This is a genomic window from Streptomyces muensis (assembly GCF_021474425.1).
Classification (GTDB): Bacteria; Actinomycetota; Actinomycetes; order Streptomycetales; family Streptomycetaceae; genus Streptomyces; species Streptomyces muensis.
The window spans coordinates 75,844-101,090 of sequence record NZ_JAKEIP010000001.1 but is presented as its reverse complement, the minus strand read 5'-3'; the positions used below and the strand labels follow the sequence as shown (position 1 = coordinate 101,090).

At 72.2% G+C, this 25,247-nt stretch carries 23 protein-coding genes; 12 read left to right on the top strand and 11 right to left on the bottom strand.

The window, feature by feature from the left end:
- Positions 1–34 precede the first annotated feature (34 nt).
- Together L0P92_RS00505 and L0P92_RS00500 are read right to left on the bottom strand one after the other, a co-directional pair.
- On the bottom strand, positions 35–256 hold the full coding sequence (locus L0P92_RS00505) for a DUF6480 family protein (protein WP_234760344.1): 222 nt from the start codon (positions 254–256) through the stop codon (positions 35–37).
- Positions 257–291: 35 nt separating this feature from the next.
- A complete protein-coding gene (locus L0P92_RS00500; RefSeq protein ID WP_234760343.1) occupies positions 292–714 on the bottom strand; it encodes a CBS domain-containing protein in 423 nt (140 codons plus the stop codon).
- A 168-nt stretch (positions 715–882) separates the two neighbouring features.
- Here L0P92_RS00500 and L0P92_RS00495 point away from each other — a divergent pair, with 168 nt between their 5' ends.
- The 8 genes from L0P92_RS00495 (at position 883) to L0P92_RS00460 (ending at position 8,845) form a co-directional block, all read left to right on the top strand.
- The gene (locus L0P92_RS00495) at positions 883–1,305 is read left to right on the top strand and encodes a hypothetical protein (RefSeq protein ID WP_234760342.1); all 423 of its coding nucleotides are present in this window, start codon (positions 883–885) and stop codon (positions 1,303–1,305) included.
- 88 nt (positions 1,306–1,393) lie between these two features.
- A complete protein-coding gene (locus tag L0P92_RS00490) occupies positions 1,394–2,074 on the top strand; it encodes a DUF6766 family protein (RefSeq protein WP_234760341.1) in 681 nt (226 codons plus the stop codon).
- A 233-nt stretch (positions 2,075–2,307) separates the two neighbouring features.
- Positions 2,308–3,054 carry an SOS response-associated peptidase gene (locus tag L0P92_RS00485; protein ID WP_234760340.1) on the top strand — a complete coding sequence of 249 codons (747 nt, stop codon included), beginning with the start codon at positions 2,308–2,310 and terminating at the stop codon, positions 3,052–3,054.
- Positions 3,055–3,215: 161 nt separating this feature from the next.
- Positions 3,216–4,157: a metal ABC transporter solute-binding protein, Zn/Mn family gene (locus L0P92_RS00480; protein WP_234760339.1), complete on the top strand. Its 942-nt coding sequence runs from the start codon at positions 3,216–3,218 to the stop codon at positions 4,155–4,157.
- Positions 4,154–4,993, top strand: coding sequence for a metal ABC transporter ATP-binding protein (locus L0P92_RS00475; RefSeq protein ID WP_234760338.1), 840 nt, complete (start codon positions 4,154–4,156; stop codon positions 4,991–4,993). The genes L0P92_RS00480 and L0P92_RS00475 overlap by 4 nt, the downstream gene beginning before the upstream one ends.
- On the top strand, positions 4,990–5,862 hold the full coding sequence (locus tag L0P92_RS00470) for a metal ABC transporter permease (RefSeq protein ID WP_234760337.1): 873 nt from the start codon (positions 4,990–4,992) through the stop codon (positions 5,860–5,862). The genes L0P92_RS00475 and L0P92_RS00470 overlap by 4 nt, the downstream gene beginning before the upstream one ends.
- Before the next feature lie 70 nt (positions 5,863–5,932).
- Positions 5,933–7,912, top strand: a complete 1,980-nt coding sequence (locus L0P92_RS00465; RefSeq protein WP_234760336.1) for a heavy metal translocating P-type ATPase — start codon at positions 5,933–5,935, stop codon at positions 7,910–7,912.
- A gap of 93 nt (positions 7,913–8,005) precedes the next feature.
- Positions 8,006–8,845, top strand: a complete 840-nt coding sequence (locus L0P92_RS00460) for a class I SAM-dependent methyltransferase (protein WP_234760335.1) — start codon at positions 8,006–8,008, stop codon at positions 8,843–8,845.
- Here L0P92_RS00460 and L0P92_RS00455 read toward each other — a convergent pair.
- From L0P92_RS00455 to L0P92_RS00440, 4 genes are all read right to left on the bottom strand, one after another.
- On the bottom strand, positions 8,831–9,901 hold the full coding sequence (locus L0P92_RS00455; RefSeq protein WP_234760334.1) for a LacI family DNA-binding transcriptional regulator: 1,071 nt from the start codon (positions 9,899–9,901) through the stop codon (positions 8,831–8,833). The genes L0P92_RS00460 and L0P92_RS00455 overlap by 15 nt on opposite strands.
- 100 nt (positions 9,902–10,001) lie before the next feature.
- Positions 10,002–12,371 carry a beta-galactosidase gene (locus L0P92_RS00450; protein WP_234760333.1) on the bottom strand — a complete coding sequence of 790 codons (2,370 nt, stop codon included), beginning with the start codon at positions 12,369–12,371 and terminating at the stop codon, positions 10,002–10,004.
- Complete coding sequence (locus tag L0P92_RS00445) at positions 12,368–14,134, bottom strand: glycoside hydrolase family 35 protein (protein WP_234760332.1); 1,767 nt, start codon at positions 14,132–14,134, stop codon at positions 12,368–12,370. The genes L0P92_RS00450 and L0P92_RS00445 overlap by 4 nt, the downstream gene beginning before the upstream one ends.
- A gap of 37 nt (positions 14,135–14,171) precedes the next feature.
- Positions 14,172–15,344 carry an MFS transporter gene (locus L0P92_RS00440; RefSeq protein ID WP_234760331.1) on the bottom strand — a complete coding sequence of 391 codons (1,173 nt, stop codon included), beginning with the start codon at positions 15,342–15,344 and terminating at the stop codon, positions 14,172–14,174.
- 226 nt (positions 15,345–15,570) lie between these two features.
- On the opposite strand from L0P92_RS00440, the gene L0P92_RS00435 reads away from it, so the two are divergent.
- The 3 genes from L0P92_RS00435 to L0P92_RS00425 all read left to right on the top strand — a co-directional run bounded on the left by L0P92_RS00435 (position 15,571) and on the right by L0P92_RS00425 (position 17,824).
- A complete protein-coding gene (locus L0P92_RS00435) occupies positions 15,571–16,329 on the top strand; it encodes a helix-turn-helix transcriptional regulator (protein ID WP_234760367.1) in 759 nt (252 codons plus the stop codon).
- A complete protein-coding gene (locus L0P92_RS00430; protein ID WP_234760330.1) occupies positions 16,326–17,303 on the top strand; it encodes a pyridoxal-phosphate dependent enzyme in 978 nt (325 codons plus the stop codon). The genes L0P92_RS00435 and L0P92_RS00430 overlap by 4 nt, the downstream gene beginning before the upstream one ends.
- 158 nt (positions 17,304–17,461) lie before the next feature.
- On the top strand, positions 17,462–17,824 hold the full coding sequence (locus tag L0P92_RS00425; protein ID WP_217215213.1) for a cupin domain-containing protein: 363 nt from the start codon (positions 17,462–17,464) through the stop codon (positions 17,822–17,824).
- 24 nt (positions 17,825–17,848) lie between these two features.
- Here L0P92_RS00425 and L0P92_RS00420 read toward each other — a convergent pair whose 3' ends face one another.
- The 5 genes from L0P92_RS00420 to L0P92_RS00400 all read right to left on the bottom strand — a co-directional run bounded on the left by L0P92_RS00420 (position 17,849) and on the right by L0P92_RS00400 (position 23,446).
- Positions 17,849–18,823, bottom strand: coding sequence for an NAD(P)-dependent alcohol dehydrogenase (locus L0P92_RS00420; RefSeq protein ID WP_234760329.1), 975 nt, complete (start codon positions 18,821–18,823; stop codon positions 17,849–17,851).
- 137 nt (positions 18,824–18,960) lie between these two features.
- Positions 18,961–20,325 carry a vWA domain-containing protein gene (locus L0P92_RS00415; protein ID WP_234760328.1) on the bottom strand — a complete coding sequence of 455 codons (1,365 nt, stop codon included), beginning with the start codon at positions 20,323–20,325 and terminating at the stop codon, positions 18,961–18,963.
- Entirely contained in the window at positions 20,322–21,179 is an 858-nt protein-coding gene (locus tag L0P92_RS00410) for an AAA family ATPase (RefSeq protein ID WP_234760327.1), read from the bottom strand. Before L0P92_RS00410 ends, L0P92_RS00415 begins: the two co-directional genes overlap by 4 nt.
- A gap of 149 nt (positions 21,180–21,328) precedes the next feature.
- The gene (locus tag L0P92_RS00405) at positions 21,329–22,639 is read right to left on the bottom strand and encodes an FtsX-like permease family protein (RefSeq protein WP_234760326.1); all 1,311 of its coding nucleotides are present in this window, start codon (positions 22,637–22,639) and stop codon (positions 21,329–21,331) included.
- Positions 22,640–22,642: 3 nt separating this feature from the next.
- A complete protein-coding gene (locus tag L0P92_RS00400) occupies positions 22,643–23,446 on the bottom strand; it encodes an ABC transporter ATP-binding protein (RefSeq protein ID WP_234760325.1) in 804 nt (267 codons plus the stop codon).
- Between the two features lie 246 nt (positions 23,447–23,692).
- On the opposite strand from L0P92_RS00400, the gene L0P92_RS45120 reads away from it, so the two are divergent.
- Positions 23,693–25,231 (top strand): FAD-dependent oxidoreductase, encoded by a 1,539-nt coding sequence (locus L0P92_RS45120; RefSeq protein ID WP_273633969.1) that lies wholly within the window; start codon positions 23,693–23,695, stop codon positions 25,229–25,231.
- Positions 25,232–25,247 lie beyond the last annotated feature (16 nt).

The window sequence follows — 25,247 nt, the reverse complement described above, 5'->3', positions numbered from 1 at the left end:
GCGGTGGACGTCCGCCGGAGTGCCCCGCACACGATCAGAGCGCCACGACCATGGCGATCAGCCCGACCGCCACCAACAGCACCACCAGCATGATCAGAACGATCGGCGCGGCGGCCCAGCCCCTGCGCAACTCGTTCTGCGGATAGGAGATGCCGGCCGTGCTGTCCGCCTCGGCGGGCGGGGTCTCACCAGGCGGCACGCCGCTGCCGGGTTCGTGCCCCGGAGCTCGTGTCGGCTCGGAATCGGGGTTCGTCATGGCGCACTCTCCTCTCCAAGGCGGTTCGCCGCGGCTCACTTGTTGGGGCGCGCGGCACTGATGTCGCCGAGAGCGGACTTGGGGTCGCGTTCGATGGCGAGGTCACCGATCGAGACGATGCCCACCGCGTGATCTCCCTGGTCGACGACCGGTATCCGCCGTACGGAGTGCTCGCGCATCACCTTCACCGCGACGACCAGGTCGTCGTCGGGCCCTACCGTGACCAGGTCCTCGCTGCACGCCTCGGCGACGGTCGTGCGGTCCGGGTCGCCGCCCTCGGCCATGGCGCGGATCACCAGGTCACGGTCGCTGACCAGCCCGCGCAGATGCTCGCCCTCGGTGACCAGTACGGCACCGATGTCCTCGTCGCGCATCATGCGGGCCACCGTCTGCACCGAGGTCAGCGGTTCGACGGTCATCAGGTCGGTCGTCATGACATCGCGGACATGCTGAGTCATGGGAACGTCCCTCCGTGCAGTGGGGCGGTGCCTCTCACCGCCGTGCGGGCACCGAGTACCCGGGGACGACTGTCTCCCACGTGACCCGAGTGGGTGCGTCCCACCGGCGGCCCGTCGACCCGTCGCCGATGCTGGTCCTCCACGCCACACGGACCGGGACGTGAGCGGATGCGATGCGCGAGGGCGATCAGGAGAGGGTGCCGCGGTGTTCTGCTGGCCGCGCTCGCCGCGACGACCGGCTGCGGTGCCGCCGCGGGCGAGCGCGAGGACGCCGCGTCCGCCGCCGCCACCGGGTTCACGGGCGCCCTGCAGCGCTCCGACGGCCGGCGGGCGTGCGCGCTGCTGGCGCCGCGAACGCTCGACGAACTGGAGAAGTCCGAGCAGACCTCCTGCGACCGGGCGGTGATCCAGGAGCGGCTGCCCGCCGGGGACACGGTCCGTGGCGTGGACGTCTACGGGGGCCAGGCCCGGGTCGTCCTCACCGATGACACGCTGTTCCTGGCCCATTTCCCGACCGGCTGGAAGGTGACGGCCGCCGGATGCACGCCCCGTCCGGAGCAGCCGTACGACTGCACCGTCCAGGGCGGGTGAGGGTGTCGATGCGGACCATGTTCACCCTGTGCCTGGTGCTCGTGATCGGGGGCCTCGTCTACTTCACGACGCTGGGGCTGATGCACCGATGAGCGTGCGTCGCTTCCTGCGGGAGAACGGCCTGAGCCTGGGGTTCGGGACCGGGTTCCTGCTGGCGCTGTGCGGACAGGCCGTCGCGGGGCACGCGGACTTCAACGAGGCGCTGGTCACCGACGGAATGCAGCCGATCGGCCTGGGCGCCTACCTGACCTCGTCGGACTTCGCCGTCGACGTGACGGAGAACTGGCAGTCCGAGTACCTGCAGTTCTTCCTCTACATCTTCGTCACCGTCTGGCTGCTCCAGCGCGGCTCGCCGGAGTCCAAGGAACTGGACAGGGCGGGCCCCGAGTCCGACGAGGAGCAGCTCGTCGGGGAGCACGCCCCGGCCGACGCCCCGCGCTGGGCACGGGCGGGCGGCTGGCGGCAGGCGGTGTACTCCAGGTCCCTGGGCCTGGTGATGGGCGGCGTGTTCCTGCTGTGCTGGCTGGCCCAGTCCGTCACCGGCACCGCCGCCTACAACGAACAGCGACTGCGCGACCTCCAGGCCCCGGTCAGCTGGGCCGAGTACCTCACCGCCGCCGACTTCTGGAACCGCACCTTCCAGAACTGGCAGTCCGAACTGCTGGCGGTGGCCTCGATGGTCGTCCTGTCGATCTACCTGCGCCAGCGCGGCTCCCCGGAGTCCAAGCCGGTCGGCGCCGCCCACACCGCGACGGGCGTGGAGGGCTGAGAGGGCACGGCGTCAGGCGGCCGTGGGACCTTGGCCGGCCCTGCCGACCCCGCACCGGCAGGCCCCGAGCCCGCCGACCCCGACCCGGGTCTCCTCCTGCTCCGCGACCTGCGTGGCCTCCACCTCACCGCCACGGAGAACTCGCTGGACCAACACCATGATCAAGAACCTCTCGCCGCAGATCCTGACCGGCCTGTGAGGACGGGGCCACCGCGCCGTGGCACAGTGGCCGTATGTGTGGCCGCTACGCCTCCACCCGCAGCCCCCAGGACCTCGCCCAGCTGTTCCAGGTCGCCGAGTGGCATCCCGAGGAGACGCTGGCGCCGAGCTGGAACGTGGCGCCGACCGACGAGGTGTGGGCCGTACTGGAGCGCACTCCGCGCGGCGCAGGCGAAGGTGAACCGGCCCGGCGCCGGTTGCGGCCGCTGCGCTGGGGCCTGGTGCCCTCCTGGGCGAAGGACGTCAAGATCGGCGCGCGCCTGATCAACGCACGCGTGGAGACCGTGCACGAGAAGCCCGCCTTCCGCCAGGCCTTCGTCAAGCGCCGCTGTCTGCTGCCGGCCGACGGTTTCTACGAGTGGGACGAGGTCAAGGACCGCACGTCGGGCAAGGTCCGCAAGCAGCCGTACTTCATCCACCCGGAGGACGGACAGGTGCTGGCCCTCGCCGGGCTGTACGAGTTCTGGCGCGATCCAGCGGTCAAGGATGCCGACGACCCGGCCGCCTGGCTGTTGACCTGCACCATCATCACCACCGAGGCCACCGACGCGGCCGGCCGCATCCACCCCCGGATGCCCCTCGCCCTCACCCCCGAGCACTACGACGCCTGGCTCGACCCCGAGCACCGGTCCACGGACGACCTGCGCGCGCTGCTCACCCCACCCGCGGACGGCCACCTGGACGCGCGCCCGGTCTCCCCGGCCGTCAACAGCGTTCGCAACAACGGCCCGCAGCTGGTGGACGAGGTGCCCGCGCCCTGACCCGCCGGAAGGTGAGTTCTCGGTAAGGGTTGCCCGTGGAGACGCCTCGAAAGACGCTCTTGACATCCGTTTTCATCTAGCGTGGGCGCGACGCCGGCCCGATCGGGCCTCGGCGGACCATTCGCTCTCCCCTGCCCGTTTCCCCTGCCCCGGAGGAACCCATGCCCGCGCCCTCGCCCCGACTCCTCGCCCCGCTGATAGCCGGCACCTGCCTCGTCTGCCTCGCGGGCTGCGGCGGTTCGTCCGGTTCCGGAGGTGATGACAACGATGCCGCGCACAGCCCCGCCGCGGCCTCGGTCATCCCGGTCGTCGCCTCGACGAACGTCTACGGCGACCTGGCCGAGCGGATAGGCGGCGGCAAGGTCCAGGTCACCTCGATCATCAGCGACCCCGACCAGGACCCGCACTCCTACGAGGCCAACACCCGGAACCAGCTGGCACTGTCCAAGGCCGAGGTCGTCATCGAGAACGGCGGCGGCTACGACGACTTCATCGACCGCATGCTCAAGAGCGGCGACTCCTCCGCCGACGTGATCAACGCCGTCAAGGTCTCCGGGAAGACCGCCCCGGCGGGCGGCGAGCTCAACGAGCACGTCTGGTACGACTTCCCCACGGTCGCCAGGCTCGCCGACCGTATCGCCGAAGCCCTCGCCAAGGCCGACCCGGCCGACGCCGCCACCTTCACCGAGAACGCCAGGAGCTTCGAGGAGAAGCTCAAGCCGCTGGAGCAGAAGGAGGCCAGGATCAAGGCCGACCACGGCGGCGAGCAGGTGGCCATCACCGAGCCCGTACCGCTGTACATGCTCCAGGCGGCGGGGCTGAAGAACGCGACGCCCGAGGAGTTCAGCGAGGCGATCGAGGAAGGCGACGACGTCTCAGCCCGGACCCTCCAGCAGACGCTGGCCCTGTTCACCGGCAAGAAGGTCAAGGCGCTGGTCTACAACGAGCAGACCTCCGGCCCGCAGACCGAGAAGGCCGAGCAGGCGGCCAAGGCGGCCGGGATCCCCGTGGTCCCCGTGACCGAGACGCTGCCCCACGGCAAGGACTACCTCGGCTGGATGACCGCCAACGTCGACGCGCTCGCGAGCGCGCTGGCCAAGTGAGCCGGCCTGCCGGGGCCGACGACGCCGCGCTGATCAGCCTGCGCGGAGCGGCCCTGTCCTACGGCGAGCGCGTGCTGTGGCAGGGCCTCGACCTCGATGTGCGGCCCGGCGAGTTCCTGGCCGTGCTCGGCCCCAACGGGGCGGGCAAGACCAGCTTCGTACGGGCCCTGCTGGGTCAACGGCAGCTGTCCGCAGGCACGTTGACGGTCCTCGGCCGCCCGCCGCACAAGGGCAGCCGGCACATCGGCTACGTCCCCCAGCAGGCGACCCTGTCCGCGCAGGCCATGCTGCGCGCCCGCGACCTGGTCCGCTTCGGCATCGACGGGCACCGCTTCGGACCCCGGCCGCGCACCGGCGCCGTACGCCGCCGAGTGGACGAGGTCCTCGCCTCGGTCGGCGCCACGGCGTACGCGGACGTCCCCGTCGGCCTGCTCTCCGGAGGCGAACGGCAGCGCGTACGCATCGGACAGGCCCTGGTGACCGACCCGCAGATCCTGCTCTGCGACGAACCGCTGCTCTCCCTCGACCTGCACCACCAGCGGGCCGTCACGGAACTGGTCGACGCCCGGCGCCGCTCCCACGGCACGGCGGTGGTGTTCGTGACCCACGAGATCAACCCCGTGCTGGGACTGGTGGACCGCGTGCTCTACCTCGCCCGCGGCGGCCACCGCGTCGGCGCCCCCGACGAGGTGCTGACCTCCGAGGCCCTGTCGCGGCTGTACGGCACCCAGGTCGACGTCATCCGCGTCCGGGACCGCGTCACGGTCGTCGCCGGACCCGACGAGGCGGCGCAGGAGCCGCACCACCCCGAACTGCCGCACGGAGTACGGCCATGACCCTCGCCGACGGGATCTGGCAGCAGATCTTCACCTTCGACCACTACGGCGAACTGCTCGCCCTGGTCCGCAACTCCCTCGTCGCCGGTGCCGCGCTCGGCCTGGTCGGCGGCCTGGTCGGGGTGTTCGTGATCATGCGGGACCTGCCGTTCGCGGTGCACGGGATCAGCGAGTTGTCGTTCGCCGGCGCCTCGGCCGCGCTGCTGCTGGGCGTGAACATCGTGGCCGGCTCGATCGTCGGCTCGATCCTCGCGGCCGGGACGATCGGGCTGCTCGGCTCGCGCGCCCGGGACCGCAACTCCGTGATCGGCACCATCATGCCGTTCGGCCTCGGGCTCGGCGTGCTGTTCCTCGCCCTGTACAAGGGCCGGGCGGCGAACAAGTTCGGCATCCTCACCGGGCAGATCGTCGCCGTCGACACCCCGCAGATGTCCTGGCTGCTCGGCACGTCCGCCGTGGTGCTCGTGGCGCTTGCGGTGATGTGGCGGCCGCTCGCCTTCGCCAGCGCCGACCCGGAGGTGGCCGAGGCGCGGGGCGTGCCGGTGCGCGCGCTGTCGTTCGCCTTCATGATCGTGCTGGGCCTCGCGGTCGCGCTGTCCGTGCAGATCGTCGGCGCGCTGCTGGTCCTCACCCTCGTCGTCACCCCGGCGGCCGCCGCGGCCCGGATCACGGCCTCACCGGTGCTGTTGCCCCTCCTCAGCGTGGTGTTCGCGGTGGCCTCCATCGAGGGCGGGATCCTGCTGGCGCTGGGCAGCTCCATCCCCATCAGCCCGTACGTCACCACGATTTCCTTCGCCATCTACCTCGTGTGCCGCGCGCTGGGGACGCGTCGGGCACGGAAGTGGGGAGCCGCACGAGCGACCGTCTGACCTGAAGCGCGAGCGGCCACCTGACATGAAGACATGAATGAGTCTTCATTCATTCCTTTATCGTAGGGGCATGACATCCACGCTCACCCCACCCTCGGCCGACACCGCCGCGGCCGCACGTGCCGCCGCCGCGCCCCGGCGGCGCACCCGGCTGCTCGCGCTGCCGGAGGTCCGCTGGGCCGTCGCGGCCACCGCGCTGTTCCTGCTCGCGCTGCCCCTGCAACTCGCCGGAGCGCCCGCGTGGACATGGGGCCCGCTGTACGCGCTGGCCTACGCCACGGGCGGCTGGGAGCCGGGCTGGGAAGGGCTCAAGGCCCTCAAGGACCGGACGCTCGACGTCGACCTGCTCATGGTGGTCGCCGCGCTCGGCGCCGCCTCCATCGGCCAGGTGATGGACGGCGCCCTGCTGATCGTCATCTTCGCGACCTCGGGCGCCCTGGAGGCGCTCGCCACCGCCCGCACCGCCGACTCCGTACGCGGCCTGCTCGACCTGGCCCCCGCCACGGCCACCCGGATCGCCTCTGACGGCACCGAACAGACCGTCCCCGTCGAGGAGTTGACGATCGGCGACACCGTCCTCGTACGGCCCGGCGAGCGCGTCGGAGCCGACGGCCGGGTGCTGGACGGCGCCAGTGAGGTGGACCAGGCGAGCATCACCGGCGAACCGCTCCCCGCCGCGAAGGAGCCGGGAGACGAGGTCTTCGCGGGCACCCTCAACGGCACCGGCGCCCTGCGCGTCCGTGTCGAACGCGACGCCTCCGACTCCGTGATCGCCCGGATCGTACGGATGGTGGAGGAGGCGTCCGAGACCAAGGCGCCCACCCAGCTGTTCATCGAGAAGGTCGAACAGCGCTACTCGCTGGGCATGGTGGCCGCCACGCTCGCCGTGTTCGGCGTCCCGCTCGCCTTCGGCGAGGAGTTCTCCGAAGCGCTGCTGCGCGCCATGACCTTCATGATCGTGGCCTCGCCCTGCGCGGTCGTCCTGGCCACCATGCCGCCCCTGCTGTCCGCCATCGCCAACGCCGGCCGGCACGGCGTGCTGGTGAAGTCGGCGGTGGTCATGGAGCGCCTCGTCCAGGTCGACGCCGTCGCCCTGGACAAGACCGGCACCCTCACCGAGGGCACACCGCGCGTGGTCGCCGTACGGCCGCTGCCCGGGTCAGGTGTGGGTGAGGACGAGTTGCTGACCCTGGCCGCGGCGGCCGAGCACGCCAGTGAACATCCGCTGGCCCGGGCGGTGGTGGACGCCGCACGGGAGCGGCGCCTCGACCTGCCCACCGCGCAGGACTTCGGCTCCGCGCCCGGCGTCGGCGTGAAGGCCGTGGTCGACGGCCGTACCGTCGCGGTGGGCGCCCCGGCCCGCCTGCTCGACGACCCGGACGGCGAGGTCGTGGCGCTTGCCGAGGAATTGGAGGAGTCCGGCCGTACCGCCGTCGTGGTGGTCGTCGACGGCACCCCCGCCGGGCTGCTCGGCATCGCGGACCGGCTGCGCCCCGACGCCGCTGCCACCGTCGCCGCCCTCACCACCCTCACCGGCACCGCCCCGACCCTGCTCACCGGCGACAACCCGCGAGCCGCCGCCCACCTCGCGGCCGAGGCCGGCATCGAGGACGTGCGCGCCGGGCTGCTGCCGCAGGACAAGATGGCCGCGGTCAAGGAACTGGAGGCGGCGGGCCGCAAGACGATGGTCGTCGGGGACGGCGTCAACGACGCGCCCGCCCTGGCCGCCGCCCACATCGGCGTCGCCATGGGCCGCGCGGGCTCCGACCTCGCCCTGGAGACCGCCGACGCGGTGATCGTCCGCGACGAACTCGCCGCCGTCCCCACCACCGTCGCCCTCTCCCGCCGCGCCCGGAAGCTGGTCGTGCAGAACCTCGTCATCGCCGGGGCCTTCATCACCGGCCTCGTCATCTGGGACCTGGCCGGCACGCTGCCCCTGCCGCTCGGCGTCGCGGGCCACGAGGGCTCGACGGTCCTGGTCGGCCTGAACGGGCTGCGGCTGCTGAGGGACGCGGCATGGGAGCGGGCGGCGGCGGACGGGACGGGCTGACCGGGGTGTCGTCGCTCAGCGGGTGCGGGGACGATCGCCGGCGCCGTTCATATTCGCTCGCCGGTGACGGCCGCTGTGCCTAGCCTGCTCCGCATGCCCGACAACACCGCGCGAGCGCGGCGCGACGACATGCCCCAGGAGTCCCGGCGGGTACGCCTGAGCCGGACGTTCGACGAGGACGCGGAGCTCTACGACCGGGCCAGGCCCGGATATCCGCCGGAGCTGTACGACGACCTCGTGGAGCTCGGGGTCGCCGTCCCCGGCAGCCGGGTGCTGGAGGTGGGCTGCGGGACCGGCCAGGCGACGCTGCCTCTGGCGGCGCGGGGCTGTCGGATCACGGCCGTCGAGGCGGGGCCGAGCATGGCCGCGGTCGCCCGGCGCAACCTGGCCGGAGCCGCGGCCGTGGAGGTGGTGACGGCGGAGTTCGAGAGCTGGCCGCTGCCGGAGGAGCCGTTCGACGCGGTCGTCTCGGCCACGGCCTTCCACTGGATCGACCCGGCGGTGCGGGTGTCCAAGGCCGCCGACGCGCTGCGTCCGGGCGGGGCGCTCGCCGTGGTGCGCACCCAGCATGTGAGGGGCGGCACCGAGGAGTTCTTCGTCGAGGTCCAGGCCTGCTACGAGCGCTTCGACCCGGAGACGCCGCCCGGGTTGCGGCTTCCCGAGGCCGCAGGCATAGATGGGTCGGAGCATGCGGAGGAGGTGGCGCGAAGCGGTCGGTTCGCCCCCGCGGTCTTCCGTCGGTACGAGCGCGATCTCACCTACACCACCGCGCAGTACCTGGAGGTGTTGCGGACCTACTCCGGCCACCGCGCCCTTCCGGACGTCGCCAGGAACGGACTGCTGCAAGCCATCGGCGATCTGATCGACGGGCGGTACGGCGGCCGGGTGACCAAGCGCTACCTCACCGAACTGGGAGTGTCATACAGGCGCTGACGCGGGGCCGCTGCTGCGGCGCACCACCAGGTCGACCGGGACCAGGGAGTCGACCGCGGTCGGCTCGGCGGGGCCGTCGAGACGGTCCAGCAGCAGGCGCAGCGAACGGGTGCCGATCTCGGCGAAGTCCGTGCGGACGGTGGTCAGCGGGGGGAGGAAGTGCGCGGCCTCGGGGATGTCGTCGTATCCGACGACGCTCACCTCGCCGGGGACGGAACGGCCGGCCTCGTGCATGGCGTGGAGCACGCCCAGGGCCATCTGGTCGTTGGAGGCGAACACGGCCGTGACGTCCACGCGCCGGGCCAGCTCGCGGCCCAGCTCGTAGCCCGAGTCGGCGCTCCAGTCGCCGATCAGCGGGGCCGGTACCTCGGCGCCCGCCGCCTCCAAAGTGGCCTGCCAGCTGCCCAGCCGGTGGTCGGCGGAGGTCCAGCCGGTCGGGCCCGCGATGTGCCACACGGTGCGGTGGCCCAGCCCCAGCAGATGCTCGGTGGCCTTGCGGGCCCCGGTCCGGGAGTCGCCGGTGACCTGCTGGGTGTCGGCGTCGAACCCGTTCTCCAGCACGACCAGCGGGGTGTCCAGACGGGTGTCCGCCAGCGCCTTGCCCACCCACAGCTGCGGGGCGATGGCGATCACCCCGTCCGCGCCCTCGGCGGACAACCGGTCCACCGCCGCCACGACCGTGTCCGGATCCGCCGTGTCCAACGCGATCGAGCTCAGCAGATAACCGGCCTCCTGCGCCGCCGTGTTGATCGCGGTCAGGATGGCGGCTGGCCCGTAGCGGGCGGCGTCGAACGAGATCACGCCGACCATCCGGGTCCTGCCGCTGGCCAGCGACCGGGCACTGCGGCTCGGCCGGTAGCCCAACGTCCGCATGGCGGTCAGCACCGTCTCGCGGGTCTCGGGCCGCACCGACGGATGGTCGTTGAGGACCCGGGAGACGGTCTGCTTGGAGACCCCGGCCAGCCGGGCCACGTCGTCCATCACCGGACGCGCGCCCGCGAAGTTCCGTCTGCTGCGCCCTCGCGGGACGGAGCCGTCGGCGGAGCTTGGGGTCATGGTGGCTGTGTCCTCGACGTCGTCACGGCGGTGGAGTCCCGCCCCGGCAGAACCCCAGCATAGGCAGGGCCACCGGGCGGCAACCCCCGATGCCGGCGCCTCATCCCGACCGCACCGCCCAGGCACGGCCGACGACCCACTCGGCCCGCGTCACGGCAGCCGTACGCGCCGCCTCACCCGCTCCGTCCGGCACATGCACCCGGGCCTCCGCGTGCAACGGAAGCACCCGCACACACAGGGTCGCGCCCGCCGGCAGCCGGCCGATGTCCCAGACCCGCCCCGAGAAGAACTGGTCGGCGACCAGCGTGTCTCCCAAGTACGCCCGCCCGACGTCCCCGGTCCAGTGCAGCCGCAGCACGGCCCCGTCGGGGAGATCCTCCGGCACGTCGACGCGGTACTCGGCGGCCACCGTGTCGAAGTACTTGTCGTCCGGCACGCTCGCCCGCTCCAGCACCCCGGTGGCGGGTTCGGGCGCGGGACCGGCAGGCCGGACGAGGGTGAGCGGCGGTGCCTCAGGAACCTCATCGCCACCGCCCCCGACGCCGTAGCGGGTGAAGACCCCGTCCGCCTCGCCGGTCACCGCTTCCCCGTTCACCACCAGCGCCTGCTCCGGCGCGGGCAGTACGGCGAACGACGACCGTACGGCCGTGCTGTGCACCCGCATCTCGTCGCCGCCGTCGAACACGACGCCGTCCGCGCTCAGCACCAGCCGCTCGGCGCCCCACGCCTCACCCCGATAGACGGTACGAGCCGTCGCCGCGTCCAGCACCAGCAGACCGACCCGCCCGCCGTCCGCCGCCGCCATCTCGACCAGCGCGTCGGTCCCGGGCCGCAGACCGGTCAGCAGGATCCGGCCGTCGACCTCGGTGACGTCCCCTGACGGCACGCTCACGGAGTGCACCGTGCCCGCGTCCAGGGCGACTTCGGGCGCGATGCCGTCGGCGGCGGCGAGCACCAGGACCGTACGGCCGTCCAGGTCGACCGTGCACACCGGCTGCGCGGTCGCCCACTCCAGCCGCACACCGGCGACGTCGAGCCGCAGCGGCCAGCAGAAGTAGGCCCCGGCGGGCACGGTCACCGGGGAGCTGGGCAGCGTCAACTCACCATCCCCATCCGGGAATTCGACCGTGAAGGAGGTGTCGGGACGGTCGGGCAGGGGTTCGTGCGGCTGGTGGTTGTTGACGAAGAGGAAGCCCGAGGCGCCGTCCGTGCGCACCGCCCAGCGCAGGGTGTCCCGGTCGTGCTGGCCCTGCGGCCGCTCCACCGGCAGCACGGACTCCATGGGGGCGATCAGGTGCCCGAAGTCCGCCAACAGCAGGTGCTGGAGGCGGAGTTCGTCGTACGAGGGCCGGTACTGGCCGTACTCGCCGAGCGGGGCCTGGAAGTCGTAGGTGAGGACGGGCAGGTCGTTGGGGTAGCCGGTGGCGTGGGACTCCTGGAGCGTGGACAGCTCGCCGGCCGGATTCGTGCCGCCGTGGAACATGTAGTAGCCCTGCCAGACCGAGCCGCAGCCGATCTTGGTGAGCCCGAGCGCGCCGATGTCGGCGGCGTCGAGGCGTGGCCGCCGGTGGTAGGCCACCGCCATGCCGCCGCCCAGCTCGCAGGTGGCCCAGGGGAATCGGTCCGCCAGGGCGTCCGGGTCACCGCCCCGGACGGTGGTCGGGCGCAGGTCGGCGCCGATGCCCTCGTCGTCGCGCTGGTGGGTGAAGAAGAAGTGCTTGCGGCAGGTGTCGGGCCAGCCGCCGTCGGCCTCGGTCCAGAACGCCTCGGGGTAGCCGCCGTACAGCGGGAACAGTTCGTCACCCGGGAGTTGGACGCCGCCCCACGCGGTCGACGTCCACAGCGGCGCGCTCAGTCCGGCCTCCTGGGCCATCCGCTTCAACGTCAGCAGATGGCCGGGCTGGTCGTAGAGCTCGTTCTCGATCTGGATGCCGATGACCGGGCCGCCGTGGCCGCGATCCAGGCCGCGCAACTGCTCGGCGACGGCGGCGAACCAGCCGCGTACCGGCTCCAGATACGCGGGGTCGTCGGTGCGGGGTGTGCAGTCGCGGGCCAGGAGCCAGTCGGGCAGTCCGCCGTTGCGTACCTCGGCGTGGGACCAGGGCCCGATGCGGGGGATGAAGTCCAGGCCGTGGCGGGCGCACAGCTCGGCGAAGCGGCGCAGATCGTGGTCGCCGTCGAAGCGGACGCGGCCCTCGATCTCCTCGTGGTGGATCCAGATGACGTAGGACGCGACGGCGGTCACGCCGCCCGCCTTCATCTTCAGCAGCTCCTCCTCCCACTCGCCCGCCGGGTAGCGGGAGTAGTGGAACTCGCCGGAGACCGGGAACCAGGGGCGACCGCCGCGGGTGAGCCAGCGGCGGGTCACCTCGATGGGGTCGGGCGCGTTGGGCGCGTCGGCGAAGGGGAGGCGGCCGGTCGGCGGGGGCGCGGCGGGCGTTGGGACGCGCAGGTGGTGTGAGCGGGTCACCAGGTGTTCTCCGGTCCGAGGTCGGCGGTGTCGGTGAGGTGGGCGCGGGTGCCGGTGGTGGCGTGCAGTTCCAGCACGACGAGCTGGTTGGCGCCCGGGCGCAGGATCGGCGCCGGGACGTACAGCGTGTGCTGTGGGCCGCGGTTCCAGTAGCGGCCGAGGTGGAAGCCGTTGATCCAGGCCTGGCCCTTGGTCCAGCCGGGCAGCGCGAGGAAGGTGTCCGCCGGGGCGGCCACCTCGAAGGTGCCGTGGTGGAAGGCCGGTTCGGCGGCCGTGTTCGCGTCGGACGGCTCGAACGGCACCGCGTCCAGGGTGTCCAGGGGCAGGGGGTGGCAGTCCCAGCCGTGCAGCGGGGTGCCGTTGAAGGTGACCGGGCCGAGGAGGCCCTTGGGGGCGCCGATGCGGGGGCCGTAGTTGACGCCGCCCATGTTCTCGACGAGGACGTCCAGTGTGGCGCCGGCACGCGGGATACGGACGGGCAGGGTCTCGTCGTGGCGTTCGCGCTCCAGTACGCCGACGGGGGCGCCGTCGACGAAGACCTGGGCGCGGTCGCCGACACCGCCCGCGAAGTGCAGCAGACCGTCACCCGCCGCTTCGACGGTCGTGCGGTACAGGGCGTAACCGGCGTGCAGGCCCAGGTCGTTCATCGTCGCCGGGTCCTCGGTACGGACCGGCTCGGCGAGGGCGGAGGCGTGGGGGAGGAGCGGGGCTCGGCGGTCCAACTCGACCGTGACGGCGGGGAGTTTGGGCGCGGGCGCGGGGGCGGGCTCGTCGGGGACCGGGGCGTGGCGGGCGATGACCTCGCGGAAGGCGTGGTACTTGGGGCCGGGGTCGCCGCACTCGGTGAGCGCGGCGTCGTAGTCGTAGGACGTGACCGTGGGCTCGTAGGCGTGCTTGTGGTTGGCGCCGTTGGTGAAACCGAAGTTGGTGCCGCCGTGGAACATGTAGATGTTGACCGAGGCACCGCTCGACAGCAACCGGTCCAGGTCGGCGGCGGCGTCGGCCGCGTCCCGCACATGGTGGGGACCGCCCCAGTGGTCGAACCAGCCGATCCAGAACTCCGCGCAAATCAACGGCCCCTCGGGCTGGTGCCGGCGCAGCTCCGCCAGGTTCTGGTCGACCCGGCTGCCGAAGGTCACCGTCGCCAGGACGCCGGGCAGCGAACCGGCCGCCAGGTGCTCGGGGTCGGCCTGGTCGCAGGTGAAGAGCAGTTCCTCGACGCCTCGGGAGCGGAAGGCCTGTTCGAGGTGCTTGAGGTAGGCGGAGTCGTCGCCGTAGGCCCCGTACTCGTTCTCCACCTGTACGGCGATCACCGGGCCGCCCGCCGCGGCCATGTGCGGCAGCAGCGGGGGCAGCAGTACGTCGAGGTAGCGGTCGATCGCCGCGGTGAAGCGGGGGTCGCTGCTGCGCAGCCGGATGTCGTGGTCCGAGATCAGCCACGCGGGCAGCCCGCCGTCGTCCCACTCGGCGCAGATGAACGGACCCGGACGCAGCAGGACGTGCAGCCCCTCGTCACGGGCCAGGCTCAGATAGCGGGGCAGATCGAGGAACCCGTCGAGGACGAGCGGCCCGTCGGGGTCGGGCTGGTGCAGGTTCCACGGCACATACGTCTCCACCGTGTTGAGCCCCATCAGCCGGGCCTTGCGCAGCCGGTCCGCCCACTGGTCGGGATGGATCCGGAAGTAGTGCATCGCACCGGAGATGATCCGGAACGGCTCGCCGTGCAGCAGGAAACCGTCGGGGGACGTCGTCAGAGCGGACATGCGGAAACTTCCCTTCGCTATGGGGTGGGCGGCGGATTCAGCGTGTTCGGGTGCTGCGGATCAGCCAGAGTGTGGCGGCCAGACACAGCGCCGAGACGGCGGACAGCAGCAGCGGGACCGTACGGATCCCGGACCACTCGATGGCCTTGCCCAGCGCCGGACCGGCCACCACGCCGCCGACCATGGACGCGGCGATGACCAGCGCTCCGGCTCTGCGTGCCCGTGGCGCTGCCCGGTTGAGCCAGGGCAGCCCGGTCGGGAAGATCGGGGCGATGAACAGACCGACACCGGCGTACGCGTACGGGGCCAGCGCCGGCACCGACGCGAGCAGCAGACACACCGTCATGCCCGCGCACGAGACGGTGATGATGGCCTGGGCCGAGAAGCGCAGCGCGACCGGGGCGACCAGGAAGCGGCCGACGGTCATCATCAGCCAGTACACGGACGTGGCCGTGGCGGCGAATCCGGCGCCGTAACCCACGGTCTCCAGATGGGTCGGCTCCCAGCCGCCGACACCGGCCTCGATACCGACGTGCAGCACATACAGGGCGACGAACACGGCGAGCACGGAGCCGAGACTGCGGGCGAGGACCTGCCCGTCGTACGACTCACCGGAGTCCTCGGCCGGCTGCGGCGCCCGGTCGCGCACGCCGCGCAGACACAGCAGGAGCGGCAGGTTGGCCAGCGCGAAGCCGAGGAAGACCGCGGGGTAGTGGGCGGAGCCGACGGCGCCGATCAGGGCCGGGCCGAGGATGGCGCCGATGCCGAAGTGGGCGTTGAGGATGTTCAGCATGGCGGTCGAGCGCTGCCCGAAGCCGATGGCGAACAGCCGGTTGAGTCCGTAGTCGATCCCCCCGAAGCCGAGCCCGGCCAGCAGGGACATGGCCAGCGCGGCCGGCCAGTTCGGCGCCAGCGCGAACCCGGCCGCGCCGACCGCCATCAGCAGATACGAGGCACCGAGGATGCGCCGGTTGCCGACCCGCCCGTAGAGCCGGTCGAACAGCAGCACACCGGCCACCCCACCGACGAAGTGCGCACTCAGCCCGAGCCCGGCAGCCGACGGCGACAGCCCGAACTCCGCACGGAACCCCGGAATCGCCGGTCCGTACAGGGCTTGCAGGACCCCGATCAACACGAAGCCGACACAGGAGGCGACCACGGCGGAGGGGCTGAAGACCCGGGGGTGCGGGGGTGCCGACGTCACTGTCATGGGGCTGGATGTTACCGGTAACATCGCCGGCCGCGTCAAGGTTGCCTCCGAAGTTTGCGTCGACTGCACCCACCTCAAGGGGCGCGGGGAACTGCGCGACCGGCCCACGACGACCCGCAGCCTGGATCCAACCGATGAACCCTCGAACCGATTGGACTGTCAGTACAGATTCTGGACGTGTAGTCTAAAACGTGGGCAGGTGAACCAGCGCGAACAGGAGCAGGCGATGACGACCGAGCAGCCCCTGCAAGCCGAGCGGGACGCAATCGTCGCCGCTCTCAGACCCGTCGTCGACGGACTCGCGGCCACGTTCGGCCCGATGTGCGAGGTGGTCCTGCACGACTACCGGCGCCCGGACGAGTCCGTCGTCGCCGTGGCCGGCTCGGTGACCGGCCGCACCGTGGGCGGCGCGATGAGCGAGATCGGCATGCGGATCGTCGCGCGCGGCGACGACGCGGACGACGAGCTGAACTACGTCACCAGAACCCGCGACGGCCGACTGGTCAAGGCGTCCACCATGGTGCTGAGGGACTCCACGGGCACCGTGTTCGGCGCCCTCTGCGTGAACCTGGACGTCACCGCCCTCAACGACGCTCACACCCTGCTCGCCGCCCTCGCCGGCGTCGGCCCTCCCGGAACCAGCGGCAGCGCCAACGTGCCGGTCACCACCTTCGGCAACGACATCGACTCCGTCGTCGACGCCATCCTCGACGCCCACCAGCTCCGGCAGAACGGGAGCTGGGCGGCGCTCGACCGCGCCCAGCGCCTGGAGCTGTTCCGCGGCCTGGACCAGCGGGGCGTGTTCGCCGTGCGCCGCGCGATCGAGCAGGTCGCGGCACGGCTCGGCATCTCCCGCGCGTCCGCCTACAGCTATCTGTCCCAGGCACGCGCCGAGACCGGCACGGCGACGAACAGGTTGGCGGCGGACGGGACGGCGGCGAGCGAGGCCGCGACCGACACGACACCCCCTGGAGGACACGCGTGACGACCACCACCCCACCGGTCACCCTCGACGACGTCCGCGACGCCGCCGCACGGCTCAAGGGCGTCGCCCACCGCACCCCGGTGCTGCGCTCACGCACGCTCGACGCCCTCGTCGGCGCCGAGGTCCACCTCAAGTGCGAGAACTTCCAGCGCGTGGGCGCCTTCAAGTTCCGCGGCGCCTACAACGCGGCCTCCCGTCTCACCCCGGAGCAGCTCGCCCGCGGTATCGCCGCCTACTCGTCCGGGAACCACGCCCAGGCGGTCGCCCTGGCCGCCCGCGAACTCGGCACCACCGCGGTGATCGTCATGCCGGAGGACGCCCCGCCGTCGAAGCGGGCGGCCACCTACGGCTACGGCGCCGAGATCGTCACCTACGACCGCTACACCGGCGACCGTGTCGCCATCGCCGAGGCCCTGGCCGCCGAGCGCGGCCTCACCGTCATCCCGCCCTACGAGCACCCGCACATCATGGCCGGGCAGGGCACGGCCGCCCTGGAACTCCTCGAAGAGACGGGGGAGTTGGGGGCGGTGCTGGCGCCGGTCGGCGGTGGCGGGCTCATCGCCGGGACCGCCACGGTGGCCAAGGGGCTGCACCCGGGCATCCGGGTGATCGGCGTCGAACCGGAGGCCGGGGACGACACCAAGCGGTCCCTGGAGGCGGGGCGGCGCGTCAGCATCCCGGTGCCGCACACCATCGCCGACGGACAGGCCCTGCACACGCCGGGGGAGCTGACGTTCTCCGTGAACCAGAGGCTCGTCGACGAGATCGCGCTCGTGAGCGACGACGAGATCCGGGACGCGATGCGGTTCGCCTTCGAACGCCTGAAGATCGTCGTGGAGCCGAGCGGCGCCACCCCGTTGGCCGCCCTGCTCACCGGCCGCGCGGGCACGCTGCCGCGCCGCGTCGGTGTGATCGTCTCCGGCGGCAACATCGACGCGGAGCGCTTCGCCGAGCTCTGCGGGAAGCGGGACTGAGGACCGGTTCTCGCCAGCGCGTGTCCCTCGGTTGGCGGCCCCGGGTGGACGGGCGGACGATTGAGTAGGAGGAGACCGGCCACCGACGGCGGTGTCCAGGGCCGCCGGGGCGACCGGCCCCCCGGCCGCGCCGAGGCGCGGCCGGAAGGGAGCGCGTCATGTTGGAAGTGAAGACGCTCGACAAGCCGGACGAGCGGCGTGATTTCCCCCACGGCCACATGGAAGCCGTCCACATGTCGGATCTCGACTTCGCCGTGGCAACCTTCGAGCCCGGCTGGCGCTGGACTCAGGACGTGGCCCCGATCGCGGGCACGGACACCTGCCAGATGCACCACAACGGTTATGTACTCCGAGGCCGTATGCGCATCCGCATGGACGACGGCGGTGAGAGCGAGGTCGGCCCCGGCGACGTCTTCGTCGTCTCGCCCGGACACGACGCCTGGGTCCTGGGCGACGAGCCGGTCGTGGTCTGTGACTTCCAGGGGCAGACGGCGAGGGAGTTCGCGAAGAAGAACGACTAGCCCGGGCCGGCCCGCGCCGGCACCTCACACCGTGACGACGACCTTCGCGCGCGCGTGCTCCACCTCCACGTACCGGATCGCCTCGGCCGCCTCGCTCAGGGGATACGTGCGCTCGACGACCGGGGTGATCTTCCCGGACTCGGCGAGTTCGCGCAGCGCCGCGAGGTTCGCCCTGGTCTGCCGGGCCGGGAGTTCGAGCAGCCGCTGACGGGCGAAGGGCGCCGCCAGCCGCCTCCTGAAGAAGAGCCCCATCGGTCCGACGACACTGCCGCCCTCGTACACGCCGCCACCGGAGAGCACGAGGGTGCCGGTGGGCGTGAGCGCGCGGCGGAAAGCGGCCAGTGAGTGGTTGCCGACCAGGTCCAGCACGACGTCGTACCGGCGGCCGCCGCGGGTGAAGTCCGCCGCCTTGTAGTCAATGACCTGGTCCGCCCCGAGGGAGCGGACCAGGTCCACGTTCCGCGTGCTGCACACCGCGGTCACCTGCGCGCCGTAGGCCTTGGCGAGCTGCACGGCGAACGTGCCCACCCCGCCCGACGCGCCGTTGACCAGGACCGTCTGGCCGCCGCGCACCCGGGCCACGTCCCGCAGGCCGATCAGCGCGGTGTTCCCGGCCAGGGGTATCGCGGCCGCCTGCTCGAAGGTCAGGTTGGCAGGCTTCGGGCCCACCATGCCGTCCTTGGCACACACGTACTCCGCGAACGCGCCGTCGGCCTCGCCGTACACCTCGTCACCGGGCTCGATCCCCGTGACCCCGGAGCCCACCGCCTCCACCAGACCCGCGAAGTCCCGGCCCCGCACGGGCGCCTTGGGCCTGCGGAACCCCATCATGGCGCGGCCGATCAGCGGGTCGCCGTGCATGAGATGCCAGTCGTAGGCGTTGACCGAGGCCGCGTGCACCCGCACCAGCACCTCGTCGGCCGCCGGCACCGGCCGATCGACGTCCCGGAACTCCAGGACGTCCGCCGAGCCGTACCGATCCTGAACCACTGCCTTCATGGGATCCCCCTCCGCTCTCGCCGAGCGTAGGAAATCCGGCCCGTGCCGACCATCCGGGACGAACCCTGATTTTCTCCGGGGTCCGGCCCTGGCCTTGCCCTGAGGGCTCCGTCGCCCCGGAGATGACTGCCCCCGAGTCAGACGGGCAACAGCCGCGCCACCAGCGCGCTGAGCTGCCGGGCCGTGCGGCACTCGTGCATCTCGACCAGCCCGGCGTAGTCGGGCGCCGCGGAGTCGCCCGTGCCCCAACGGGAGCGCTGCTCCGGGTTCAGCCAGTAGGTCCGGCGGGCCTGTTCGGCGATCTGCCGCAGGGCGGGCAGGTTCGGGTCGCTCATGTTGGTACGGGCGTCGCCGAGGACGAACACGGTCGTGCGCGGGCCGACCGCGTCGCCGTAGCGCTCGGCGAACTCGCCCAGCGCCATGCCGTAGTCGCTGCTGCCGTGATAGCCCGTCAGCGTGGACTCCGCCTCGATCCGGGCGCCGAGGCCCTCCGGATCGGCGGTGCCGTGTTCGAGCAGCCCGGTCACCTCGTCGATGCGGTTGACGAAGGCGAACACCCGCACCTTGCTGAACTGGTCGTGCAGCGCCTGCACCAGCAGCATCGTGAAGTCCGAGAACCCGGACACCGAGCCCGACACATCGCACAGCAGCACCAGTTCGGGGCGGACGGGACGGCGTCGGCGCAGCACCGGTTTCATCGGCACCCCGCCCGTCGACAGCGACCCGCGCAGGGTCCGCCGTAGATCGATCGACCCGCGGGAGGCACGGCGGCGACGGGCCGCGAGCCGGGTCGCCAGCTTGCGGGCGAGCGGCTGAACCGTCCTGCGCAGCTCGGCCAGTTGGGCCTTCCCGGCGAACAGGAAGTCCAGCCGGTCGGCGGTCGGGGTCACCGCGCGCCGGGCGATCTCGTCCCGGCCCCGCCGCTCGGCCACCCGCCGCCGCGCCTCCGCGGCCACCAGCGCCCGGAACGCCTCGATACGCCCCCGGATCTCGTCCTCCAGCAGCCGGTCGGTGAACCCCGAACTGCCGCCCTGCCCCCGGACGTTGTCGCGGACACGGGCGAACAGGGTCTGCGGACGCAGCCGTTCGAGCGTCTGGTACGACGACCAGCCGTCCGACTCCGGCGAGGACCCGTACCCCCCGAAACCGTCGACGGCCTCGACCGCCAGCCGCGCCATCATCGCCCGGTCGTCGGCGCTCAGGGCGTCCGCGAGCCGGTGGCGCAGCTCCTCCCGGCCCGCGCCCCGCTGCTCCGGTCCGCCCACGCCGCGCGGGAAATACAGGTCGAAGACCGGGTCGAACACCGTCCGTTGACCAGGACCGTGCAACAGCGTCGCCGCCAGCCCTTCGCGCAGCAGCTCCCGGTCCGCGAGGCCGAGCGCCTCGACCGCCTGGGCCGCGTCCACCGTCTCGCCGGTGCCGATCCGGACGCCGTGCGCGCGCAGCGCCGCGACGAACGACGTCAACCGCTCCGCGACCCCCGCCCCCGCGGGCGTCGTCACAGGGCCTCCAGATCGAGCTTGGCGGAGGCCTTGAGGACGTCGTCCTGATGCTTGAGGAGAACGCCGAGCGTGTCCCGTACGACGGTCTCGTCCAGCGTGTCGGCGCCGAGCGCGAGCAGCGTGCGCGCCCAGTCGATGGTCTCGGCGACCGACGGGACCTTGCGCAGGTCCATGGCCCGCAGCGCGCCCACGACGCGGACGACCGAGCGGGCCAGCGCCTCGTCGAGGCCCGGCACCTTCAGCCGTACGATCCGCCGCTCCAGCTCCTCGTCCGGGAAGCCGATGTGCAGGAACAGACAGCGGCGGCGCAGCGCCTCGGACAGTTCCCGGCTCGCGTTGGAGGTGAGGACGACGAACGGGCGCCGCGTCGCGGTGATCGTGCCCAGTTCCGGGACGGTGACCTGGAAGTCGCTGAGCACCTCCAGGAGCAGGCCCTCCACCTCGACGTCCGCCTTGTCGGTCTCGTCGATCAGCAGCACCTTGGCCTCGTCGCCCCGGATCGCCGTCAGTAGCGGACGCGTCAGCAGGAACTCCTCGCTGAAGATGTCCGTGCGCGTCTCGTCCCACGTCTCGTCGCGGCCCGCGCTGATCCGCAGCAGCTGCTTGGCGTGGTTCCACTCGTACAGCGCCCGGGACTCGTCGACCCCCTCGTAGCACTGCAGGCGCACGAGCCGCGCCCCGGCGACCTCGGCCACGGCCTTGGCGAGCTCCGTCTTGCCGACCCCGGCCGGCCCCTCCACCAGCAGGGGCTTGCCGAGGCGGTCGGCGAGGAAGACGGTCGTGGCGACGGCGGGTGAGGCGAGATAGCCGGTCTCGGCCAGACGCGCGGAGACGTCGTCGACGGAAGTGAACAACGGGGCCTCCAGCTCGGTGGCTACGGTCGGCGCTTTCAGACAAGACTATCTAAGCGCTTGTTCACCGATGATGTCACGGAGCTTCCGTGCACCGGAAGGTGGTGTACCGATCGGTTTCCTCGCGGTCCGTGGCGCGGTGGCCCCGCGCCTCAGCTCGCCACCGCGACCGCCCCCACCGCCGGCGTCCGCAGCATCCGCCGCGCCGTGGCCAGGCTCGTCCCCAGGGTCACCGCCGCCGCGACCGCGGTCACCGCGACCCCGATACCGTAGACCTCGCCCGGCAGGACCCCGTCCGTACGGACCATCGTGAACGGGACGATCCCGGCCAGGGCGGCCGCCATGCCGAAGACCACTCCGGTGACGGTCAGGACCAGGGTCTCCATGCCGACCGTCCCCAGCACCTGACCCGGGGTCGCGCCCGCCAGGCGCTGCTGGCCGAACTCCCGGACCCGGTAACTGGTCGCCGCGTACAGCGAGTTGACCAGCATCACGCAGACGAAGACCACGATGATGCCGACGACCGTGAAGTTGAGCGTCTCCAGGTTCTTGGCGTCGATCGACTTCGTCAGCCCCGAGGCCGCCACGGCGTCGCTCTCCACCGCCTGCATCGTGAGCGTCGCCGTGGCGACCGCCGTGAACAGGATCAGCGACATCAGGATCCCGGCCAGCTGACCGGCCCGCTCCCGCAGATTCCGTACGGCCAGCCAGCCGATCGCCCCGCTCAGCGGCAGCCGGTCCAGCACGGCCTCCAGCAGCCGCGGTGCCATCAGCGCGAAGCCCACCGACAGCAGGATCGCCCCATAGGCGGGCGGTGCCATCAGGGCCGCGTCCGTCGCCGAGAACACGAAGGTGGCCAAGGCCGACACGGCCCCGGTGAGCAGCGCGGCGTACGCGAGGAACTTCCGCGCCCCGCCCCGCCGCTCCTGCCCGCGCGTCGCCCGCCGTACGGCGAGGAAGGCGGCGCCCGCCGACGCGAGCAGCGTGATGTCGATGCCCGTCATGAACGCGATCGGCCCGAAGACGGGGTCGACGGACTCGGCGACCTGCCCGCTGTCCTGGAACACCTCCAGCAGCGCCCGGCCGCCCAGCATCGCCGGCCCGATCGCCAGCGCCGTGCCCACCAGGGCCACGGCCACGGCCTCGCCGACCACCATCCGCTTGAGCTGCGCCTCAGTCGCCCCCGAGCAGCGCAGCAGCTCCAACTCGGCGGCCCGCTGACGGACGTTGACCGTCAGGGCGGAGGCGACGGCGAAGAAGACCAGCAGGGTGCCGTAGCCGCCGACGACGCCCGCCGCGGTGGACAGCGTCTCCGCGCTGGTCGAGTCCACGCCGTCCTGTGCCGCCGTGTCGTGCATCGAGTTGAACGTCATGATGATCGCCGCGCCCAGGAACGCGGACAGCAGCGTCGCGAGGAACCGTCCGGGACGGTGCCGGATCGACCGCATGGCCAGCAGGAACATCGCTCACACCCCCGTCGTGACGGTGTCGCCCAGGTGCGCGAGGCGTTCGGCCACCGCGTCCGCCGTCGGAGCGTCCATCCGGCCCGCCAACCGGCCGTCCGCGAGGAACAGCACCGAGTCCGCGTAGGAGGCGGCGACGGGGTCGTGGGTCACCATCACCACGGTCCGGCCGTGCGCCCGCACCGCCCGCTGGAGCAACAGCAGCACCTCTCGTGCGCTACGGGTGTCCAGGGCGCCCGTCGGCTCGTCCGCGAAGATCACCCGGGGTTCGGTCACGAGCGCGCGGGCGATGGCCACGCGCTGCCGCTGACCGCCGGACAGCTGGCCGGGGCGGTGCCCGAGCCGGTCGCCGAGGCCGACCGAGGCCAGCACTTCCTTGGCGCGCCCGCGGTCGACGCGCTGCCCGGCGAGCTTGAGCGGCAGCACCGTGTTCTGCGCGACGGTGAGCGTCTCCAACAGGTTGTACTGCTGGAACACGAACCCGATCCGACCACGCCGGAACCTCGTCAGCTCGGCCTCGCCGCCCCCGGTCAGCTCGGTGCCGTCCACGCACACGATCCCGCTGTCGGGCCGGTCCAGACCGGCCGCGCAGTGCAACAGCGTGGTCTTCCCGGAGCCCGAAGGCCCCATCACCGCGGTGAACGTGCCCCGTCCCAGCCCGAAGGTCACCCCGTCCAGAGCGGTCACGGCACCGTCGCCCGTCCCGTACGTCTTGCTGACCTTGACCAGCCGGAGCGCCTCGGCCGCCGGTCCCCTCTCGTGTGTCGGTCGCGTTCCGTGCGTCCGTCGCGAGCCTGCGCGCAACATCCTCATCACTCCCCGTCCGGCACTCCCTGTGCCCTGGCGAAGAAGCTACGGAGCGGACGCCTCGACCACATGGGGCGCAGGACCCGTAATTCCGGGTGTACTTGCCAACACCCTCTGGCCGCACCGCGAGCCACCGTCTGACGTCCGGTCCGCCTGGCCGCCGCCAGGTGATCTGCGCTCGATCTGCGCTCCGGCCTGACCTGCGGTCCCTCGTGTGACGGAGCCGGTGCGGGGAACTCGGCCGCCATGGACGAGCCGACCCGCACCCACCCGTCGTACTGGATCGAGACGGCACCACCCGGCGACCTCGCACCCCCGCCGCGCGGCGATCTCACGGTCGACGTCGCCGTCGTGGGCGCGGGCGTCGCCGGGATCGCGACCGCCTGGGAGCTGGCCCGGCGGGGGCACGGCGTCGCCCTGCTGGAGGCGGACCGGGTCGCCGCCGGTGTCACCGGGCACACCACCGCGAAGCTCACCGCCCAGCACACCCTGATCTACGACCGGCTCCGGCGCACCCGCGGCAAGGAGGGCGCCCACCTGTACGCGGCCTCCCAGACCGACGCGATCCGGCATGTCGCCGAGGTCGTGGACGAGCTCGGCATCGACTGCGACTGGGAGGAGGCGGCGGCCTACACCTACGCCGAGGACGGCGACCGCAGCGACGAACTGCGGGCGGAGGCCGACGCCGCCCGGGAGGCGGGCCTGGCCGCCGAGTACGTGACCGACACCGACCTGCCGTATCCGGTGGCGGGCGCGGTGCGGGTCGAGGGGCAGGCGCAGTTCCATCCCCGCAAGTACCTGCTGGCGTTGGTCGCCGACCTGAAACGCCTCGGCGGCCAGGTGCACGAGCACACACGCGTGGTCGGCCTCTCCGAGGGCGACCCCTGTGTGCTGACGACCGAGGACGGCGTGAAGGTGCGGGCCGAGACCGTCGTGGTCGCCACCCACTACCCGATCTTCGACCGGGCGCTGCTGTTCACCCGTCTCTCGACGCGCCGGGAACTGGTGGTCGCCGCCCCCGTCGACGCGGCCACCGCACCGCGGGGCATGTACATCACCCCCGAGCAGAACACCCGCTCGGTGCGCACGGCGCCCTACGCGGACGGAAAACGCCTGCTCATCGTCACCGGCGAGCACTTCACGCCGGGCACCGGCGGCGATGTCGAGGCACGTTTCAAGGACCTGTCCGGCTGGGCGACGGACCGCTTCGGCGAGCTCACCTTCACCCACCGCTGGGCCACCCAGGACAACGACTCCACCGACTCCGTCCCGCTCGTCGGCCCCCTGCACCCCGCGAGCAGGCACTGCCACGTGGCCACCGGCTTCGGCGGCTGGGGCCTGAGCAGCGGCATCATGGCGGGCCGGCTGCTCTGCGATCTGATCACCGGCCGCGAGAACCCGTGGAGCGGGCTGTACGACCCGTGCCGGGTGATGTCCGTCGTCCGCGAGGGCAAGGACTTCGTCAAGCACCAGGCCGACGTGGCACGTCACTTCGTCGGCGACCGGCTCCAGCATCTGCCGGGCCCCTCGGCCGGCTCGGTGGACGACATCGCCCCCGGCGACGGTGCCATCGTCCACGTGGCCGGCAAGCGCTGCGCCGTCCACCGCGACGAGGGCGGCACCGTGCACGCCGTCTCCGCGAAGTGCACGCACCTGGGCTGCCTGGTCGCGTTCAACCGCGCGGAGCGGACCTGGGAATGCCCGTGCCACGGCTCCCGCTTCGACCCCGACGGCCGAGTCGTCCAGGGCCCCGCCGTACGGCCGTTGGAGCGACGCGACCTCTGAGCCGACGCGCTCCCGG

Bases quoted from the DNA above. Each gene is read 5' to 3' on its own strand.
- L0P92_RS00460 (WP_234760335.1), top strand. From the start codon at position 8,006: ATGCCCGACAACACCGCGCGAGCGCGGCGCGACGACATGCCCCAGGAG.
- L0P92_RS45120 (WP_273633969.1), top strand. From the start codon at position 23,693: ATGGACGAGCCGACCCGCACCCACCCGTCGTACTGGATCGAGACGGCA.
- L0P92_RS00495 (WP_234760342.1), top strand. From the start codon at position 883: ATGCGATGCGCGAGGGCGATCAGGAGAGGGTGCCGCGGTGTTCTGCTG.
- L0P92_RS00470 (WP_234760337.1), top strand. From the start codon at position 4,990: ATGACCCTCGCCGACGGGATCTGGCAGCAGATCTTCACCTTCGACCAC.
- L0P92_RS00420 (WP_234760329.1), bottom strand. From the start codon at position 18,823: ATGAAGGCAGTGGTTCAGGATCGGTACGGCTCGGCGGACGTCCTGGAG.
- L0P92_RS00485 (WP_234760340.1), top strand. From the start codon at position 2,308: ATGTGTGGCCGCTACGCCTCCACCCGCAGCCCCCAGGACCTCGCCCAG.
- L0P92_RS00425 (WP_217215213.1), top strand. From the start codon at position 17,462: ATGTTGGAAGTGAAGACGCTCGACAAGCCGGACGAGCGGCGTGATTTC.
- L0P92_RS00440 (WP_234760331.1), bottom strand. From the start codon at position 15,344: ATGACAGTGACGTCGGCACCCCCGCACCCCCGGGTCTTCAGCCCCTCC.
- L0P92_RS00445 (WP_234760332.1), bottom strand. From the start codon at position 14,134: ATGTCCGCTCTGACGACGTCCCCCGACGGTTTCCTGCTGCACGGCGAG.
- L0P92_RS00465 (WP_234760336.1), top strand. From the start codon at position 5,933: ATGACATCCACGCTCACCCCACCCTCGGCCGACACCGCCGCGGCCGCA.
- L0P92_RS00490 (WP_234760341.1), top strand. From the start codon at position 1,394: ATGAGCGTGCGTCGCTTCCTGCGGGAGAACGGCCTGAGCCTGGGGTTC.
- L0P92_RS00455 (WP_234760334.1), bottom strand. From the start codon at position 9,901: ATGACCCCAAGCTCCGCCGACGGCTCCGTCCCGCGAGGGCGCAGCAGA.
- L0P92_RS00400 (WP_234760325.1), bottom strand. From the start codon at position 23,446: ATGTTGCGCGCAGGCTCGCGACGGACGCACGGAACGCGACCGACACAC.
- L0P92_RS00405 (WP_234760326.1), bottom strand. From the start codon at position 22,639: ATGTTCCTGCTGGCCATGCGGTCGATCCGGCACCGTCCCGGACGGTTC.
- L0P92_RS00500 (WP_234760343.1), bottom strand. From the start codon at position 714: ATGACTCAGCATGTCCGCGATGTCATGACGACCGACCTGATGACCGTC.
- L0P92_RS00505 (WP_234760344.1), bottom strand. From the start codon at position 256: ATGACGAACCCCGATTCCGAGCCGACACGAGCTCCGGGGCACGAACCC.
- L0P92_RS00435 (WP_234760367.1), top strand. From the start codon at position 15,571: ATGACGACCGAGCAGCCCCTGCAAGCCGAGCGGGACGCAATCGTCGCC.
- L0P92_RS00480 (WP_234760339.1), top strand. From the start codon at position 3,216: ATGCCCGCGCCCTCGCCCCGACTCCTCGCCCCGCTGATAGCCGGCACC.